The sequence below is a fragment of the Pseudomonas sp. LBUM1643 genome (assembly GCF_059716215.1).
Window position 1 is genome coordinate 3188095 of sequence record NZ_CP166813.1, and the last position, 16315, is coordinate 3204409.

17 protein-coding genes and 2 pseudogenes are annotated in these 16315 nt (G+C 57.6%); 8 read left to right on the top strand and 11 right to left on the bottom strand.

The window, feature by feature from the left end:
* Window positions 1–107 precede the first annotated feature (107 nt).
* From ACA063_RS14325 to ACA063_RS14350, 6 genes and pseudogenes are all read left to right on the top strand, one after another.
* Complete coding sequence (locus ACA063_RS14325; protein WP_497666410.1) at window positions 108–1787, top strand: flavin-containing monooxygenase; 1680 nt, start codon at window positions 108–110, stop codon at window positions 1785–1787.
* Window positions 1784–3232: an NADP-dependent succinate-semialdehyde dehydrogenase gene (gene gabD, locus ACA063_RS14330; protein ID WP_497666411.1), complete on the top strand. Its 1449-nt coding sequence runs from the start codon at window positions 1784–1786 to the stop codon at window positions 3230–3232. Before ACA063_RS14325 ends, gabD begins: the two co-directional genes overlap by 4 nt.
* Before the next feature lie 112 nt (window positions 3233–3344).
* Window positions 3345–4671 (top strand): annotated as a pseudogene (locus ACA063_RS14335) (carbohydrate porin).
* A 59-nt stretch (window positions 4672–4730) separates the two neighbouring features.
* Complete coding sequence (locus ACA063_RS14340; RefSeq protein WP_497666412.1) at window positions 4731–5513, top strand: (S)-acetoin forming diacetyl reductase; 783 nt, start codon at window positions 4731–4733, stop codon at window positions 5511–5513.
* 74 nt (window positions 5514–5587) lie between these two features.
* Entirely contained in the window at window positions 5588–5911 is a 324-nt protein-coding gene (locus tag ACA063_RS14345; protein WP_497666413.1) for an iron-containing alcohol dehydrogenase, read from the top strand.
* 5 nt (window positions 5912–5916) lie between these two features.
* Complete coding sequence (locus tag ACA063_RS14350) at window positions 5917–6240, top strand: hypothetical protein (protein ID WP_497666414.1); 324 nt, start codon at window positions 5917–5919, stop codon at window positions 6238–6240.
* 68 nt (window positions 6241–6308) lie between these two features.
* Here ACA063_RS14350 and ACA063_RS14355 read toward each other — a convergent pair.
* From ACA063_RS14355 to ACA063_RS14380, 6 genes and pseudogenes are all read right to left on the bottom strand, one after another.
* Window positions 6309–6542 (bottom strand): annotated as a pseudogene (locus tag ACA063_RS14355) (S-(hydroxymethyl)glutathione dehydrogenase); the annotation flags it as partial.
* Window positions 6543–6556: 14 nt separating this feature from the next.
* Window positions 6557–6907 carry an ArsR/SmtB family transcription factor gene (locus tag ACA063_RS14360; RefSeq protein WP_497666415.1) on the bottom strand — a complete coding sequence of 117 codons (351 nt, stop codon included), beginning with the start codon at window positions 6905–6907 and terminating at the stop codon, window positions 6557–6559.
* Between the two features lie 27 nt (window positions 6908–6934).
* A complete protein-coding gene (locus ACA063_RS14365; protein ID WP_497666416.1) occupies window positions 6935–7918 on the bottom strand; it encodes an LLM class flavin-dependent oxidoreductase in 984 nt (327 codons plus the stop codon).
* A 35-nt stretch (window positions 7919–7953) separates the two neighbouring features.
* Window positions 7954–8760: a sugar phosphate isomerase/epimerase family protein gene (locus tag ACA063_RS14370; RefSeq protein WP_497666417.1), complete on the bottom strand. Its 807-nt coding sequence runs from the start codon at window positions 8758–8760 to the stop codon at window positions 7954–7956.
* Between the two features lie 15 nt (window positions 8761–8775).
* A complete protein-coding gene (locus ACA063_RS14375) occupies window positions 8776–9576 on the bottom strand; it encodes a sugar phosphate isomerase/epimerase family protein (protein ID WP_497666418.1) in 801 nt (266 codons plus the stop codon).
* Complete coding sequence (locus tag ACA063_RS14380; protein WP_497666419.1) at window positions 9573–10589, bottom strand: LLM class oxidoreductase; 1017 nt, start codon at window positions 10587–10589, stop codon at window positions 9573–9575. Before ACA063_RS14380 ends, ACA063_RS14375 begins: the two co-directional genes overlap by 4 nt.
* A gap of 157 nt (window positions 10590–10746) precedes the next feature.
* On the opposite strand from ACA063_RS14380, the gene ACA063_RS14385 reads away from it, so the two are divergent.
* On the top strand, window positions 10747–11628 hold the full coding sequence (locus ACA063_RS14385) for a LysR family transcriptional regulator (protein ID WP_497666420.1): 882 nt from the start codon (window positions 10747–10749) through the stop codon (window positions 11626–11628).
* Window positions 11629–11704: 76 nt separating this feature from the next.
* Here the strand turns inward: ACA063_RS14385 and ACA063_RS14390 are convergent, their stop codons facing one another.
* The 3 genes from ACA063_RS14390 to ACA063_RS14400 are packed head-to-tail and all read right to left on the bottom strand — an operon-like array spanning window position 11705 to window position 13630.
* Window positions 11705–12106, bottom strand: coding sequence for a DoxX family protein (locus tag ACA063_RS14390; protein ID WP_497666421.1), 402 nt, complete (start codon window positions 12104–12106; stop codon window positions 11705–11707).
* 17 nt (window positions 12107–12123) lie between these two features.
* Complete coding sequence (locus ACA063_RS14395; RefSeq protein ID WP_497666422.1) at window positions 12124–12795, bottom strand: alpha/beta hydrolase; 672 nt, start codon at window positions 12793–12795, stop codon at window positions 12124–12126.
* Entirely contained in the window at window positions 12788–13630 is an 843-nt protein-coding gene (locus tag ACA063_RS14400; RefSeq protein WP_497666423.1) for a DODA-type extradiol aromatic ring-opening family dioxygenase, read from the bottom strand. The genes ACA063_RS14395 and ACA063_RS14400 overlap by 8 nt, the downstream gene beginning before the upstream one ends.
* Window positions 13631–13778: 148 nt before the next feature.
* On the opposite strand from ACA063_RS14400, the gene ACA063_RS14405 reads away from it, so the two are divergent.
* Window positions 13779–14678 (top strand): LysR family transcriptional regulator, encoded by a 900-nt coding sequence (locus tag ACA063_RS14405; protein ID WP_497666424.1) that lies wholly within the window; start codon window positions 13779–13781, stop codon window positions 14676–14678.
* A gap of 18 nt (window positions 14679–14696) precedes the next feature.
* On the opposite strand, the gene ACA063_RS14410 is transcribed toward ACA063_RS14405, so the two are convergent.
* Both ACA063_RS14410 and ACA063_RS14415 read right to left on the bottom strand, forming a co-directional pair.
* Window positions 14697–15047 carry a hypothetical protein gene (locus ACA063_RS14410; RefSeq protein WP_497666425.1) on the bottom strand — a complete coding sequence of 117 codons (351 nt, stop codon included), beginning with the start codon at window positions 15045–15047 and terminating at the stop codon, window positions 14697–14699.
* A gap of 464 nt (window positions 15048–15511) precedes the next feature.
* The gene (locus tag ACA063_RS14415; protein ID WP_497666426.1) at window positions 15512–15892 is read right to left on the bottom strand and encodes a hypothetical protein; all 381 of its coding nucleotides are present in this window, start codon (window positions 15890–15892) and stop codon (window positions 15512–15514) included.
* Window positions 15893–16315 lie beyond the last annotated feature (423 nt).

The window sequence follows — 16315 nt, forward strand, 5'->3', positions numbered from 1 at the left end:
CACCCATTGAAGATACGTTCCCGGAGCGCTCGCCCAGGGAAACGGATACGGCTTGCCTGCAGTTTGGTTCACCTCTGCGGGCGCACTGATCGAAACAGGAGAACATAATGACAACTACAGTTCTGGCTAAACGTTCCGTTGGCACCGACGTTATCAACTACGACGCCATTGTGATCGGCGCAGGTTTCGGCGGCATTTACATGCTCAAGAAGTTACGCGATGAATTGGGCTTGAAAGTGCGCGCCTTCGACAAGGCCGGTGGCATCGGCGGTACCTGGTTCTGGAATCGCTACCCCGGCGCGTTATCCGACAGTGAATCGTTTGTCTATTGCTTCTCCTGGGACCGCGAACTGTGCCAGGAATGGGACATCACCACACGCTACCTGACCCAGCCGCAGATCCTGTCCTACCTGAACCACGCAGTGGATCGCCACGACTTGCGCCGCGACATCCAGCTTGAAACAGGGATTACCGCCGCCGTGTTCGACGAGCAGAGCAGCCGCTGGCTGGTCTCGGCCGATGACGGTCATCAATACAGCGCCAAGTACCTGGTGACGGCGCTGGGCCTGTTGTCGGCAACGAATGTACCCAAGATCAAAGGCGTCGACCAATTCGAGGGGCACATGTATCACACCGCCAACTGGCCGGCTGATGCTGTGCTGGAAGGCAAGCGCGTGGGTGTGATCGGCACGGGTTCGACGGGTTGCCAGGTCATCACCGCGCTCGCACCGACAGTCGGCCACCTGACCGTGTTCCAGCGCTCTGCGCAGTACACCGTGCCGGTGGGCAACGGCCCGGTCAGTCGCGACTACGTCGAAGACATCAAGCGCAACTATGACGCGATCTGGCAGGAGGTGCGTTCCTCGCGCTTGGCGTTCGGCTTCCCAGAAAGCGACATTCCCACCATGAGTGTGGATGCTGCTGAACGCAAAGCCATCTTCCAACGCGCCTGGGACGGTGGCGGCGGTTTCCGCTACATGTTCCAGACCTTCAACGATATCGCCACCAGTGAAGAGGCCAATATCGAGGCGCAAAACTTCGTCCGCGAGAAAATCGCCGAGATCGTCACCGACCCGGAAACCGCACGCAAGCTCATGCCACGCGACCTGTACGCCAAGCGCCCGTTGTGCGACAGCGGCTACTACGCCACCTTCAATCGGGCCAATGTGTCGCTGGTCGACGTCAAGGCCAACCCGATTGAGGAGATTACTGCCAAGGGAATTCGTACGGCAGATGGCGTCGAGCACGAGCTTGATGTGCTGGTGTTTGCCACCGGTTTTGACGCCGTAGACGGTAATTACAAGCGCATCGATATTCGCGGCCGCGATAACGTCTCGATGAAGGATCACTGGGCTGACGGCCCATCGAGCTACCTGTCGGTGGCCACCGCCAAATTCCCGAATATGTTCATGATCCTGGGGCCTAACGGTCCGTTTACCAATCTTCCGCCGACGATTGAAACCGAAGTGGAGTGGGTCTCCGATCTGGTGGGGTTCATGGAGCAGAACGAGTTGGCCTGCGTGGAACCGTCTGCGCAAAGCGAGCAGGAATGGGGCAAGACCTGCCAGGACATTGCCGATCAGACGCTGTTCGCCAAGACCGAGTCGTGGATCTTCGGCGCCAATATCCCCGGCAAAAGCAACAAGGTTTATTTCTACATGGGTGGTTTGGGCGCGTTCAGCGAACAATTGGCAGCGGTCAAGAACGATGACTATCGGGGCTTCAAATTCAAGGCCGTGAGCATCGATCAGACGCAATCGCGCCGCGCTACGGAGCTCCTGAAATGAAGTTGAACAACCCTCGACTCTTGCGTCACCAAGCCTATATCGACGGTGAGTGGCTAGCCGCCGACAACGAAAGCATTATTACCGTGGTCAATCCATCGACGGGGGTGACCGTCGGCCAGGTGCCACGCATGGGCAAGGCCGAAACACGCCGTGCCATCCAAGCGGCCGAGCGCGCGCTGCCGGCCTGGCGTGAGCTTTCTGCGAAGGCCCGCGCCAATGCGTTACGACGTTGGTACGACTTGATTATCGAAAACCAGCACGATCTGGCTCACATCATGACCCTGGAGCAGGGCAAGCCGCTGCCTGAAGCGCTGGGTGAAATTGTCTTCGGCGCGTCCTATATCGAGTGGTATGCGGAGGAGGCGAAGCGGGTCTACGGCGATATTATTGCGGGCGCAACGGACAAACGCTTGTTGGTCATCAAACAGCCTGTGGGTGTTTGCGCTGCGATTACGCCATGGAATTTCCCCAGCGCAATGATCACCCGCAAAGCCGGGCCGGCGCTGGCCGCCGGTTGCACCATGGTCATCAAACCTGCCTCCCAGACGCCGTTCTCGGCATTGGCGCTGGTGTACCTCGCCGAACAGGCGGGCATTCCCAAGGGGGTGCTGTCGGTGGTCACGGGCGCCGCGGCAGAGATTGCCGAGGAGCTGACCAGCAACCCGGTGGTACGAAAGATTTCCTTCACGGGGTCTACCGAGATCGGGCGCCAGATCATGGAAAAATGCGCCCACGACATCAAGAAAGTTTCCCTGGAGCTTGGCGGCAACGCGCCCTTTATCGTGTTCGAAGATGCCGATCTGGATGCTGCCGTTGAGGGCGCACTCGCTTCGAAGTTTCGCAATGCCGGGCAGACCTGCGTCTGCGCCAATCGCCTGTATGTGCATGACAACGTGTACGACGCCTTCGTCGACAAACTCGCATCAGCGGTGGGCGCTCTGAAGATTGGCGATGGTTTTACCGATGGCGTCACTCTTGGGCCGCTGATTGATGGCAAGGCCGTCGCCAAGGTGCGCGAGCATATCGAGGATGCCTTGGCCAAAGGGGCCAAGGTGGTCCAGGGCGGTGGTGCGCATGCCCAGGGCGCCAATTTCTTTGAGCCCACCATCCTGGTGGACGTGCCGGACACCGCTCGGGTCGCCAAGGAAGAAACCTTCGGGCCATTGGCGCCGGTCTTCCGCTTCTTCGACGACGCCGAAGTCATCGCTAAAGCCAACGACACCGAATTTGGTCTGGCGGCGTATTTCTACACCGCAAACCTGAGCCGGGTGTTCCGTTTGGGGGAGGCGCTGGAGTACGGGATCGTCGGGGTCAACACCGGGATTATCAGTTCCGAAGCCGCACCGTTTGGTGGGGTGAAGGCATCGGGTATCGGCCGGGAAGGCTCCAAATACGGGTTGGAGGATTACCTGGAGATCAAATACCTGTGCCTGGCCGGCATTTGAGCTGTAGCTGCCCACTGTTCAACTGATTGCTTTCTTGAGTGACCGCAGGAGCGTTGCCCTGCGGTCCAGTCAACGACGTGTCGTAAACAAAAAAACAATAGGGTAAATCGACATGAACATCGCTTGGAAATTGCCGATGGGGCTCGGGCTCCTGTCATGCATCGCCGTGCCTGCATCCGCCGACGACGCTTCCTCGAAATGGGGCACCGGAGATTGGGGAGGGGTACGCAGTGAGCTGCTGGAGCAGGGTGTTGACGTGTTCGTCGGTTACGTCGGTGAAGCCGCCACCAATGTTCACGGGGGTTATGACCATGACCGCACGGCGCGTTACACCGCGCAATGGGCACTGGGCACTCACCTGGACCTGCAAAAATTGCTGGGCTGGAATGACGCCGAGTTCCAAGTGCTGGTAACTGAACGCAATGGCAACAACCTCTCCAACGATCGCGTTTCTGATCCCCGCGCGCCACAGCTCAGTTCGGTGCAAGAGGTGTGGGGCAGGGGGCAGACCTGGCGCCTGACCCAGATGTGGTACCGCCAGAAATTTTTCGACAGCGCCCTGGATTTCAAGTTTGGCCGCGTGGGCGTCAACGAAGACTTTGCCAGCTTTCCATGCGACTTCCAGAGCCTGTCTTTTTGCAGTGCACCCATCGGAAACGTCGCCGGTGATGTCTGGTACAGCGGGCCTGTGAGCCAGTGGGGCGGGCGGGTGCGCTATAACCTCGATGAACACTGGGCGGTGCAGGTCGGGGTGTAAGAACCCGTCGAACCTCAGCATCGGCAACGGCTTCAAGCTCAGTGGCAGTGGTACCAAAGGCGCGTTGGTGCCGGTGGAGGTCATCTGGAAGCCATCAGTCGGCAACGAAGCCTTACCCGGTGAATACCGCCTGGGTTACTACTACAGCACTGCCAACGCCAACGATCTGTACGACGACGTCAACGATAACCCTCAGGTGTTGACCGGCCAGCCGCCAAAGTCGCGCAGCAGCAAACATGGCGCCTGGATCATTGGTCAACAGCAGCTTACTGCCCACAACGGCGACGCCTCACGCGGCTTGAGCGTGTTTGCCAGCCTGACCATCGACGACAAGGCCACCAGCGGCATCGAGAGTTTCCAGAATATCGGTGCGGTCTACAGAGGCCCGTTTGATGCGCGGCCCAACGATGACATCGGCTTGGGCATCGCACGCCTCAAGGTCAACGACGATGTCACCAGGCGCCAGCGCCTGATCAATGACAGCACGGGCATCAGCGACTACGACGATCCGCAGTACGTTCCAGTGCAGCACAGCGAATACAACATCGAACTCAATTACGGCGTACACGCGACCAACTGGCTAACCGTGCGCCCGAACGTGCAGTACGTGCGTAACCCAGGCGGCGTCTACGAGGTGGACAATGCCTGGGTTGCCGGTGTGAAGCTGCAGGCGAGCTTCTGAACCTGGGCAGATGTGTGAGCAGTCTTTAACCCCCATCACTAATAAGAAGGAACACCAGAATGAGTAAGTCCTTGGGAAAAGTTGCTTTTGTAACCGGTGCCGGTCAAGGGATCGGAGAGGCCATTGCATTGCGCTTGGCGGCAGATGGGTTCGCCATAGCCTGCGCCGATATGAATCTTGAAACAGCCGATCAAGTGGCTGAAAAAATCAGGAAAACGGGTGGCAAAGCCCTGGCGATAAAGGTCGATGTAGCCGATCGCGAGGAAGTGTTCAAAGCCGTGCAGGCAGCGGTGGATGGCTTGGGTGACCTGCATGTGGTCATCAATAACGCAGGCATTGCGCCAATTGCTCCAATCGAAGCTATTACGCCAGAGATCTATCGGCGAACGTTCGACATCAACGTGGGTGGTGTTCTCTGGGGCATACAGGCGGCAGTCAACGCGTTCAAGGCGTTAGGTCACGGTGGCAAAATCATCAGTGCTTCCTCGCAGGCGGGCCATATCGGCAATCCCGACCTGGCGGTGTACGGCGGGACCAAGTTTGCCGTGCGTGGCATCACCCAGACAGCGGCCCGGGAATTGGCTCACCTGGGCATTACGGTAAACGCCTACTGCCCTGGCATCGTGAATACACCGATGATGCGCAAGGTCGCCCAGGACGTGGCCGATAACGCCAATCAAAGTATTGAATGGGGGATGGAACAATTTGCCCAACACATCACTTTGAAGCGACTTTCCCAGCCCGAAGACGTGGCGGCCTGCGTTTCGTTCCTGTCCGGACCTGACTCCGACTACATGACCGGTCAGGCCGTGATCATTGATGGCGGGATGGTGTTTAACTGATTCGTCATCAGCGCAGAGGAACGCTCAAGCGTGCACACGTTGAGCGTTTTGCGCATGCGACGTGAGGGAATGAGATGACTATTACCAAAGGCATTGCATCGCCGGCCAAATTTCTGGTCCAGGCCGATGCGCTGGTGGATTTAGCGATACATGGCAAAGCCTTCGGGGCCGATGCCTATTTGATCTGCGATCAATTTATCGTCGGCCGGGTTCATGAGAAAGCGATGCCGGGGTTCAAAAACGAACAACGCGCGGAGCTGGCCGTGTTTGGCGGGCAGTGTTCCGACAGTGAAATCAACAGGCACGTGGAAGCAGCGCGTGGGGCGGATTATGTCGTCGGGATAGGTGCCGGAAAAACCCTGGATACCGCCAAGGCGGCGGCACCTATAACGGGATGACCAATGTGCATGATCTGCACGGCGCACATCACGGAGAAAAGGTCGTGTTCGGCCTGTTCACCCAGCTCGTGATGGAAGCTGCGCCTATGGCTGAGATTGAGGAGGTGGTGGACATTGCGATGGCCGTAGGTTTACCCCTGACGCTTGAAGACTTGGGGCTCAAACACTTCAAGGAAGCGGAGTGGAGAAAAGTCGCCGAGTTGGCCTGCGATAAAAACGACACGATGCACAACATGCCTTTCACGGTGACACCGGAACTAGTGTATGACGCGATCGTGGCGACTGACGCATTGTTGCATGGGTTCAAGCGACAAAAGGCAGTGCACTAGCCTCTTCATTGGGCACCCGTTTTTAGGCGTCCATAGCGCTCAAACGGGTTGGCGCCGTCAATCGGTTAGACGAAAGGCGCCAGCTCGATTTCACCTTTCATGGCGTCCTTAACTATTTTTGGCAATTGCGTGCGGCGTTTGACGTCGCCGAACGCAGAGCCTTTCCATGCGCGGCCGGTAACAAGCTGGAAGGGACAAGTGGAAATCTCCTGGCCCGCTCCAGCTACACCGATGACGATGGATTGCCCCCAACCACGGTGCGAACTTTCCAGCGCAGCACGCATGACATTCACATTACCGATGGCTCTGCGTTGTCCTACCCCTGCATACCCGAACTGCCAAGCTGATCCCTGAGCCGGGCAGCGAGGTGCCCAAGCGTTGCCTCGTTGCGTGTGAAAAAATGAAAGGGGCCTGTCTTGCGGACATCGACCAAGGCGACCTGCTTGAGTACTGCCAAATGCTGGGACACTGTCGATTGGGACAGGCCGCAACGTTGCGTGATCTGCCCAACGCTTACGCCCCGTTCCACCTTCCAGTCCTGTTGCGGGAAATACACCAACGGCGCCTTGAGCCATTTCAGGATGTCCCGTCTCAGCGGGTGAGCAATCGCGCGCATGGCGGCATCGAAGTCAGGCGAGGGGCACGTCCTCTGTTGTTTCTCACGCATGGCTTACCCCCCTCACTGCAGACTGAATCAACCCAGCATGTCGGCAAGGGATTCGGCGATCAGTTGATAGGATCGGCAGCGAGCCTTGGCGTCATAAATACGCGCATCAATGATGATTTCATCCACCTGGGTCGTTGTAATGAATTGGCGTAGCCAACTGCTGACGTCGTCCTGGTCACCTGTCGCCGTGCACAGCATCGCCTGATTGAGCGTGTGCCGATCAATGTTCGTAAGCGTATCCATAAAACCCTCCGAGGGATGGGGTAACGGGCCTGCTTTTCCGGCGTACAGGTTGCACACCCACTGCCGGTGAGAGCTCGCGATGTAATCGGCTTCGGCCCGTGAGGGGGCAGCAAAAACATTGACACCTGCGATCACATAGGGCTGCTTGAGCGTCGCTGATGGGCGGAACGAAGTACGGTAGTGCGTAATTGCATCCATCAAGAAGCGCGGCGCGAAATGCGAGGCGAATGCATAAGGTAGCCCCAGCTTTGCGGCAAGGTCTGCGCTGTTCATGCTCGAGCCCAGAAGCCAGAGTGGTACGTCGTGGGTTCCGGGAATCGCCCGGACCGGCTGATGCCCGTTGTCTGCCAGATAGTCCTGCAAGTGTTGAATGTCATGCGCGAAGTCCCGTTCCGATGCGTCACCGCGCAAAGCGCGGATCGCCGCCCCGGCTGAACCCGGTGCTCTACCGATACCCAGGTCGATGCGACCTGGGAACAACGTGGCCAATGTGCCGAACTGCTCGGCCACCATCAACGGGGAGTGGTTGGGTAGCATGATGCCGCCTGAACCCACGCGCAGGGTGCGAGTGGCCGCCGCCAGATGCTGGATGAGCAGGGTGGTGGCCGAAGACGCGATGCCCGGCAGGTCGTGATGCTCGGCGACCCAATATCGTTTGTAACCATAGGCTTCCACATGTCGCGCCAGTGCGACCGCGTCATCCAGCGTGTCGGTGAAGGTTTTACCCTCGCCAATCATCATGAGGTCAAGCACAGAGAGGGCAGTCATTGCAGGCTCCTTTTTCATATCAGGTGGAGAGGGCATTACAGCGATGAAAAGTCCGACCAATGCGGATGGCGCTCCAGGCGACGATCAATATTGCGAAGGGTCGCCAGGCAGCGTTGCAGTTTCAGGTAGATATCGCCGCCGTAGTCCCAACCAAGCACGCCAATGCTGCCTGTGTATCCGACACTGTTCAGCGCCGCGACCACGGCAAAGTTGTCCAGCTCTCCACGGTCAACCGGCTCCATGGTGGCCACGCCGCCCCAGCCCAGTTCGCTGAGCGCGCTGCCTGACAGTACGACTTGCATCAACCAGGGTTGCATGGCTTCAAGACGCTGGTGAAGTTCGCCTTCCTGACTGGCGTACCAGTGATAGCCGTTAAACGATGCTCCCAGGCGCGGGTGAGCGAAGTATTCGCAGATCTGCACCACTTGAGCCGTGGTCTGGGTGACGTGGTGAAGATGCGGATACAGAGCGATTCTTAAGCCGCGTCGTTCTGCGATGGGCAGCAGCGACTCGATGAACCGCATGATGGCCGGACTGCCGTTGACTGAGGTCTGGATCGCCAGTTCGATGAGTTCGACCCCTTCGACGCTTTCGATGATGCGCCGAATAAGGTGATCATTGCGGCCTTCGTGCAGCACCAGGTACAAGCCTTCGACGCGCAGGCCGTGCTGCTCACTAACGCGCGGCAGCAGGCGCAGGTCGGTCAGCGGCGTGCCGCCCCAGGCCGAAACAGTGAGACCGTCATAACCGAGTTCGGCGAGCATTTCGCACTGTGACTGAAAGGCATAAACGCCCATTGAAGAGTAAAAAAATGAATCGAGTGCATGGACACGATGGGCCACGGTCTATCTCCTCGCCTAGCGTGGCGTCTCGGACAATAAGGCCCATTCAGGGTGTAGGGCCAGGCGTTGCTCCATGGAGCGATATGCCGTGGCTGAACGGCTCAGGTTGCCGTAAACGTCGCCTCCCATACTTTGCCATCCCAGCACGCCGACACGACCCGTAAAGCCGCGGCGTTCCAGAGCGCCCAGCAGGACGAAATTATCCATCTCGCCTTCATCAAGCGTTTCGATGGTCGCCAGCCCGCCCCAACCCAACGGAGAACGTCGTGTTCCGGCAATGTTCACGTGCTGGAGCCAAGGCCACATCGCATCAAGGCGTTGTTCCAGGGCTTGTTCTTCAGTGGCGTACCAGTGATAACCGTTGAACACGATATTGAGCAGGGGATGGTTGAATTCCCGGCACAGTGCGACGGCTTCCGAAGTCGTTTGCATGCCGTAGCGTGCGTGGGGATAAAGGTTTATGTGCAGGCCTCTGCGCTCACAGATAGGCAACAGGCGCTCAAGCATGCGGCGGTCAAAGTCCGTGACTTCATCCCCTGAATGCAGCGCCAGTTCAATGGTGGTGCAACCCTCAATGCTCTCGAAAACCTGGGTCACGAACGATTCGAGGCCCTTGCGGTAGATCAAGTAGACCGCGCCCACGTCAAGGCCCCAGGTCGGTTTGACTTGGGGAATCGACTTAAGGTCTTGGCTCCACGCAGACATCGTCAAGCCTTGGTAGCCAAGCTCGGCGAGCATTTCGCACTGTGCGGCCAGAGGATAGGTGCCCATGGCGGTCTGGAAGATGAAATCCATGTGGTGAAGGGCGTGTTTCATTCGGCGGCCTGCGTAGGTTGAGAGGCAATGGGGAGGGCAATGCTTGGAAAATGCGGCAGGAGGTATTCAGCCAGTTCATCGATGACTTCAGCGGCAGGGCGGCGTTGTGGTTTGAAGTGCAGGGCGACATGACCCACCCCCTGATCCTGCTGGCGTTTCCAATGCTCTATCAGCGCATTGCGCCCGGCGCGCAGCACGCGTCCCGCCTCAACGGGATGGTTCGGATCGCGATCCAGATCAAACAACGTGCCGTAGCCGTAGGGTTTGTGCACCTCGTTGCCACAGACGGCGTGCCAGCGCTCGATCACCTGGGGAATCAACGCAGGGTTGGAGGTGTAGGAAAGAATCCCGTCAGTGTGCTCACCGATCCATTCCAGCGACTGACCCGCGTGGCCGACGATAAGGGTTGGCAAGCGCGCCCCGACGGGTTTGGGGATCAGGTCAATTTCACCGTTCAACTGGCCATAAAAACGCGACGTATGCTTTGCCCAATGGCTTTGCGTGGTTGCGCGGATGATGCCCAGTGCATCACGGAAGCGGTCGGCACGGTTTTCAAAATCCAGCCCGAAAGCCGGGTATTCGATCGGCCGGTCACCGGTGGCCAACCCCAGAATGAATCGCCCGCCCAAGAGCTGGTCCACGCTCGCGGCCTGCTTGGCAACAATCAGTGGATCGCGCAACGGCAGGACGATACCCGCCGTACCAATCGCAATTCGCTTGGTCACGGCAGCCAGGTAGCCTGCATAAACCAGTGGATCGAGGATCTGGCCGACGTCCCCGAAATTGGGGTCATAGAACGGCACATCGCGCAGCCAGATCGCGGAAAATCCGGCTTCGTCTACGCGTTGAGCCATCTGCGCGTGATCCTGCAAGGTGGGGCCAGGGCTATTGGGGTAGCTTTCCAGCGGGGCAATGAAACCGAAGGTCAAATGCCCCGGTTTGAATACGCGGGCATAGCCAGGGTGTTGCTGAAGCTCCTGGGCGATTGTGTGCGCGCGAGGTTGAGAGGTCATCGGGGTACGCTCGTATTAGCGGATGGCGGTGACGTTGAAGGCGAGAAGCACCCATAAAGTCACGATGGAGGGGACTATAAGCGGTATGATTGGAAAGAAAAATAGGATGTAATTCCGATCATTTGTGAAAATAACGCTCAAGTAGGCGAGGTTGTTCATGGATCATTTCGGCGCGCTCAGCGCATTCGTTCAGGCGGCGCAGACCCGCAGCTTTACTGAGGCCGGGCGCAGGATCGGGGTGTCTTCCTCGGCCGTTGGCAAGGCCGTCGCGCGGCTTGAGGAAGAGTTGGGCGTGCGGCTATTTCATCGTTCCACGCGGGCGATTACCTTGACGGCCGAGGGCAGCCTTTTTCTGGAGCGTTGCCAGCGGATTTTTGCCGAATATGAAGTCGCAAAGCGAGAGCTCACGCAGGCTGCAGGCAACCCACAGGGCAAGTTACGCCTCGGTTTGCCACAGCTCGGCATGCGGTTGATGCCGCATTTGATTGCGTTTCAGCAAGCGTATCCGGAAGTGGAATTGGAGCTGGAGTTCAGTGATCGCTTGGTCAATGTGATCGAGGAGGGCTTCGATGCGGTGATGCGCATCGGCGAAGTCGACGATTCCCGACTGATGATGCGTAAGCTCAACGGCTACAGTCACCGGTTGGTCGCATCACCAGACTACCTTTCGCGTCGGGGTGTACCTTTGCGGCCGGCGGACCTTTCTGATCATGCTTGCCTGCGGTATCGCTATCCCACCAGCGGTAAGCTTGATCCCTGGCCGCTGGTAACGAAGAAAGGGCAAGACACGCTGGAGCTGGGGCAATCGGCGACGTCAAACGCGATTGAAGCCTTGCTGGCAATGGCGCAGGCGGGGCAGGGTATCGCCTGTTTGCCCGACTTTTTTATCGAGGACGCCATCGCGGCTGGGCGCTTGGTGCCGGTGCTGGATCGATATATCAGTGATCACCGCACGTTCAGCATCCTGTGGCCGTCCAGCCGACAGCCGCTGCCCAAGATCAAGGCGTTTGTCAGCTTCATGGCGTCACGCCTGACGTGAGCACCGCCTGTGCCCCAAACGCAGTTGCCGGCGCATTGAGTTTCCAGGGCGCCGGCAGCTGTTACGTGTGTCTCAATCAAGCATTCTTGGATGGCTTGGCCGCAAAGGCGCCTTCACCCAGCAATGCAACGACCAGTGCGGTCACGCTCAGGTAGATTGGATATTCCCAGCCGCCATTGGCGTTGCTGAAGCTCCAGCCGTTGCCGAAGTGCACGGTCGCCGCGACGAATAGCTGGACCACTGCCAGTGCGGCTACCCAGCGTGCATAAACACCTAACACCAGCATCAAGCCGCCGATCACTTCGAACGCCATTACCGGATAGGCCAGGAAGCCTGGGAAGCCGATGGACTCGAAAAAGCCTGCGGTGCCGGCCGGGGTAAACACCAGCACTTTGGTCAAGCCGTGGGCGATGAACATGATGCCCAGCGCCAGGCGCATTACGAATGCGGCGTAGGGTGCAGTGCGGGAATCAATCATGGTGTAGCTCCTTTTATTTAGTTGGGAAGGGACAGCGTGTGGCTCAGCCATTGAGAAAGGTCGGCCAGTTCTTCACCGATAATCTCGTGGGCCATGTTGTAGAAATGGGTTTCGTGCTTGACGCCGATTCGATCCAGCCAGGCATCTGCCTCGTTCGCCCAGTCCACCGGCAGGACGGCGTCCTCGTGACCGTGGGCGATGAAGGCCGTGACCGACTTGAGGCGCTCGGCTGAAGCGATCCGAGGGGCAATCTCGCGCAGAATGCGACCGCTCAATATGGCAAACCCCGCCACCAGCTCAGGTTCAGTGACGCCCAGGCTCGCACTCATGATGCCGCCCTGGCTGAAGCCTGCGATTACCGTCGGCAGGGCGGGTAGCGCTTCGATAAACCGCTGCAACAGCAGGCGGCTGGCTTCCGCCTGTTCCTGGTTGAAGGACGGGCCGATGCTGGTGAAGTTCACCTGGTACCAGGCAAAGCCTTGCGGGCCAACCTGCAAGGGTGCGCGAACCAGAATGACTTCCAACTCTTCGGGAAGCGATTTGACCAAAGCAGCAAGATTGCCCTCGTTCGAGCCCACACCATGCAGCAGGATCAGGCGACCTTTAGGCGTGAAGGTGCTGCAGCCTTTGCGGAAAAACAGACCGGTTTGTGGTTCGCGGGCTGCGTCGGAAAATGTAGTGTCACGCATGGTCGATAGTGCCTTGGATCAGTTGAGTAGGTTCGTGGCCGTTGGACGGGGCCGAGGAGAACAAGTAGCTGTCCATTGCCAGCACACCGTAGGTCACGCCACCCTCCAATACCTGCGTCTCGTAGCCTTCTCCGGCTGCGCCCAGAGCGATCAGCAAGGGCAGAAAGTGTTCATCGGTAGGGTGAGCCCGCTCAGCCGACGGCGCGTAGTGCTTGAAGTCCAGCAATTGCTCGGTGTTACCGTCTTGCAGGGTTTTAGCGGTCCACGCGGCGAACGCGTCGACATAGGCGGCGCTCTCGCGGGTGGCTCCGCGGAACTCGTACAAGTTGTGAGTCAAGCTGCCTGACGCGACGATCAATACATTCATGTCTCGCAGCGGCTTGAGCGCATCACCCAGCTTCCAGGCCTGACGGGTGTCCAGACTGGCCGGCATGGAGACCTGGACCACCGGGATATCCGCCTCGGGTGCCAGGTACAACAGCGGTACCCACGCGCCATGGTCCAGGCCGCGTTGAGCGTCCAGTCGCGACTGCCAGCCGGCTGCTTGTAACAGGTCTACGATGTGCCCAGCCAGGGTGGGAGCGCCCGGTGCGGGGTAGCTCAGTTGATACAGTGCGTCGGGAAACCCTCCAAAATCATGGATGGTTGCAGGCGCGGTGCTCGCCGTGACAACGACTTCGCCGCGTGTCATCCAATGCGGAGAGAGGACGACGATAGCGTCAGGTCGCGGCAGCTCGCGACCGACCTGAGCCAGGCGGGGACCCGCCAGGCCAGGCTCGATGGCGAACATTGGAGCACCATGAGACACAAACAGCAGGGGGAACGGGGTGTTCATGGTGGAATGCTCCGAAGGAGTTGTTAGTTAAGGCAGACAAGGTGGATGTGCCACGTTGGTGCTTGTTTCGACGTGATCAGGTTATAGCTTGTGAATTTGAGATAAATAAGGCCGAATGTGATGGATAGTTCCAGTAAGTGAGACAGTGATGGACAGAGCGTTGGAGATGCAGGTGTTCTGCACGGTGGTCGATAAAGGTACTTTTGTAGGCGCGGCCGAACCGCTCGAAATGTCCAAGGCCGCTATCTCGCGGTATGTGAGTGCCCTTGAGGAGCGATTGGGCGCGCGGCTGTTGCATCGCACCACCCGCAAGCTTTCGCTGACCGAGGAGGGTCGGCAGTTCTACCATCAGGCACGAGAGGTGCTGGCCCTGTTGGATCAGGCAGAGGAGGCTGTATCGTCCGCTGCGCCGGAACCCAGCGGTGTTTTACGAGTGAATGCGCCGGTCAGTTTCGGCGTTCTGCACCTTGCGCCGCTGTGGGGAGTGTTCATGAACACCCACCCGAATGTGGAGTTGGATATCAGCTTGAATGACCGTTTGGTGGACTTGGTGGATGAGGGCTTCGACGCAGCGATACGCATTGCGCGCATGGAGAATTCATCCCTGGTGGGGCGGCGGCTGGCTGGTACACGTATGCGCCTGTGTGCATCCCCCGATTATCTGGCAAGTCATCCGCCGCTGCGCACCTTGGCGGACCTGGCTGAACATGGCGTCATTGCCTATACCAACTTTGCGACTGGCAATGAATGGCCGTTCGACGGGCCCGACGGTCGCGTCAGCGTGCGCACCCGCTCGAGCGTGCGCTGCAATAATGGCGATACGTGCCGCAGTATCGCCCTTGCCGGCGGCGGCATTGCCCTACAGCCGAGCTTTATGGTCGGAGAGGATTTACGCAGCGGAGCCCTGGTGGAAATCCTGCCTGAATACCACTCCATCGAGTTGGGCATCTACGTCGTTTATCCGACTCGCAAGCACTTGGCGAGCAAGGTGCGGGCGCTGATCAGCTTCCTGACTGAACGTTTTGCCCATCCCGAATGGGAGCGTTAGCGCTTTTAGCGGCACGCATCAGGATCGTTGCAAAAAGTCCCCAACCCAACTAGTTGGCGGATTCTTACAAAACGCTAAAAACGCCTCAGCATCAAGGCGTTTGAGTTGTGTGATCGGCTTTTTTAGAACATTCAACGACCATAACAAGAGCCGCTCGACTTGACAGCGATAGGTGCTAAAAGTCAGGGGGTTTTCCGCATAATGCCGCAGATATGCGCGCGCGGCCAGGTACCCGTCGACAGCAAGAAGCTCTTCATCGAAGCTTTCCAAGTAGTCATTGACGCTGCGTATAGATGACCTACCCAAAGTAAAATCCTGATCTACAAAATCATCATGGGATTCAAAAAGTGGGTAGGTGGAAATGGTCATACACGCAGCAACCCAGCACGAATGAACGGCCTGACGAGAACTTCCTATTCTGACTGTTCTAGGAAGTTTCAATCCTCCCTTCCCAGTCGAGCATCTCTTCAAGCCGACATTACAGTTAATCGGAAACCCAATACTACCGCCATCTTTACAGCCCCGCAACTATCCACCTTCTATCTGACAACTCACCTTCATTGCTTGACACTTTCAAGGATCTTGCTTATGCGCACGCGAGCATTCATCCTCATGTCGAACCCTGCAACTATGAGCCCTCGACAATAACCGTCTTTAGTTGGCGCGCCGCGCGCCGACAATTAAAGTCGTATGTTTTAAAACATAGAGATAATAATGGCAGGAAGCTTCAGTCACGAATACGGGACAGCAAAGCCAGGCAATTTTAGCCATATATTAATTGATCCGTTCCACGATCGGATTTTCCTCCTCGGTTTTTGTCCTTAATGCGTGAATTAAATCTTCCATTCGGATTTTGTCCTTAATTCGCCCAAATAGATGAATGCCCCGTCAGCAGGGGCTTCGCCCGGTAAAGCAGCGCCCAAGCGTTGCGGTTTTTGTCCTGAATTCGTCAAACGAGCGCTTCGGGACAGGCCGCAGCTCAAGACATCCCAGATTTCGGTGGGAATGCTGCCACGGCAGCTCAACGTTGAAGAAAAATGCTGAAGGCCCCGAAAGTAGCGGCCTGCAAGCTTGGAAACCTGAATTGAAGGCCCTAAACGAATCGCGACGGTCACCGGCCAGTTTTCTGTTTTTGTCCTGGATTCGCAAAGTAGGCCGGCGACTCGGTTTTTGTCCTCATATCTCAAAAAGCCGGCTAGAGGCCCCGGTTTCATTGGGTTTCGATGGCCCCGAAACGTCGCGCAGTTTCGGTAGCAGTGTCCGCAATTACGCGATATCGAAAGAAACGCCTCATACAATCGTCTGAATACGATTCCGTAAAAATCAATAGGTTAGATAATACATGCCTGCTGACCAGTGTCCTGATTTCGTTAAAAAAAGTGAGTTTTTGGCACAGTACAAGTGGGCTGAACGCCTTTATTCACAAGGCCTCCAGAGCAACGATCGCTAGTTTTGTCCTCGTTTCGCAACGGTCACAGCGGAGTCGCAAGGTTGTCGGTGATCTGGATCAGTAATCAGCTCTCAGACACATAATTTAACATAATATACATTACACGTAATATCAGGTTACAAGATTAGCCCGGTTGCACGCAGATCTGGAAGCCAGCTTTTCACCTTCAGAACCAGATTCTGTACAT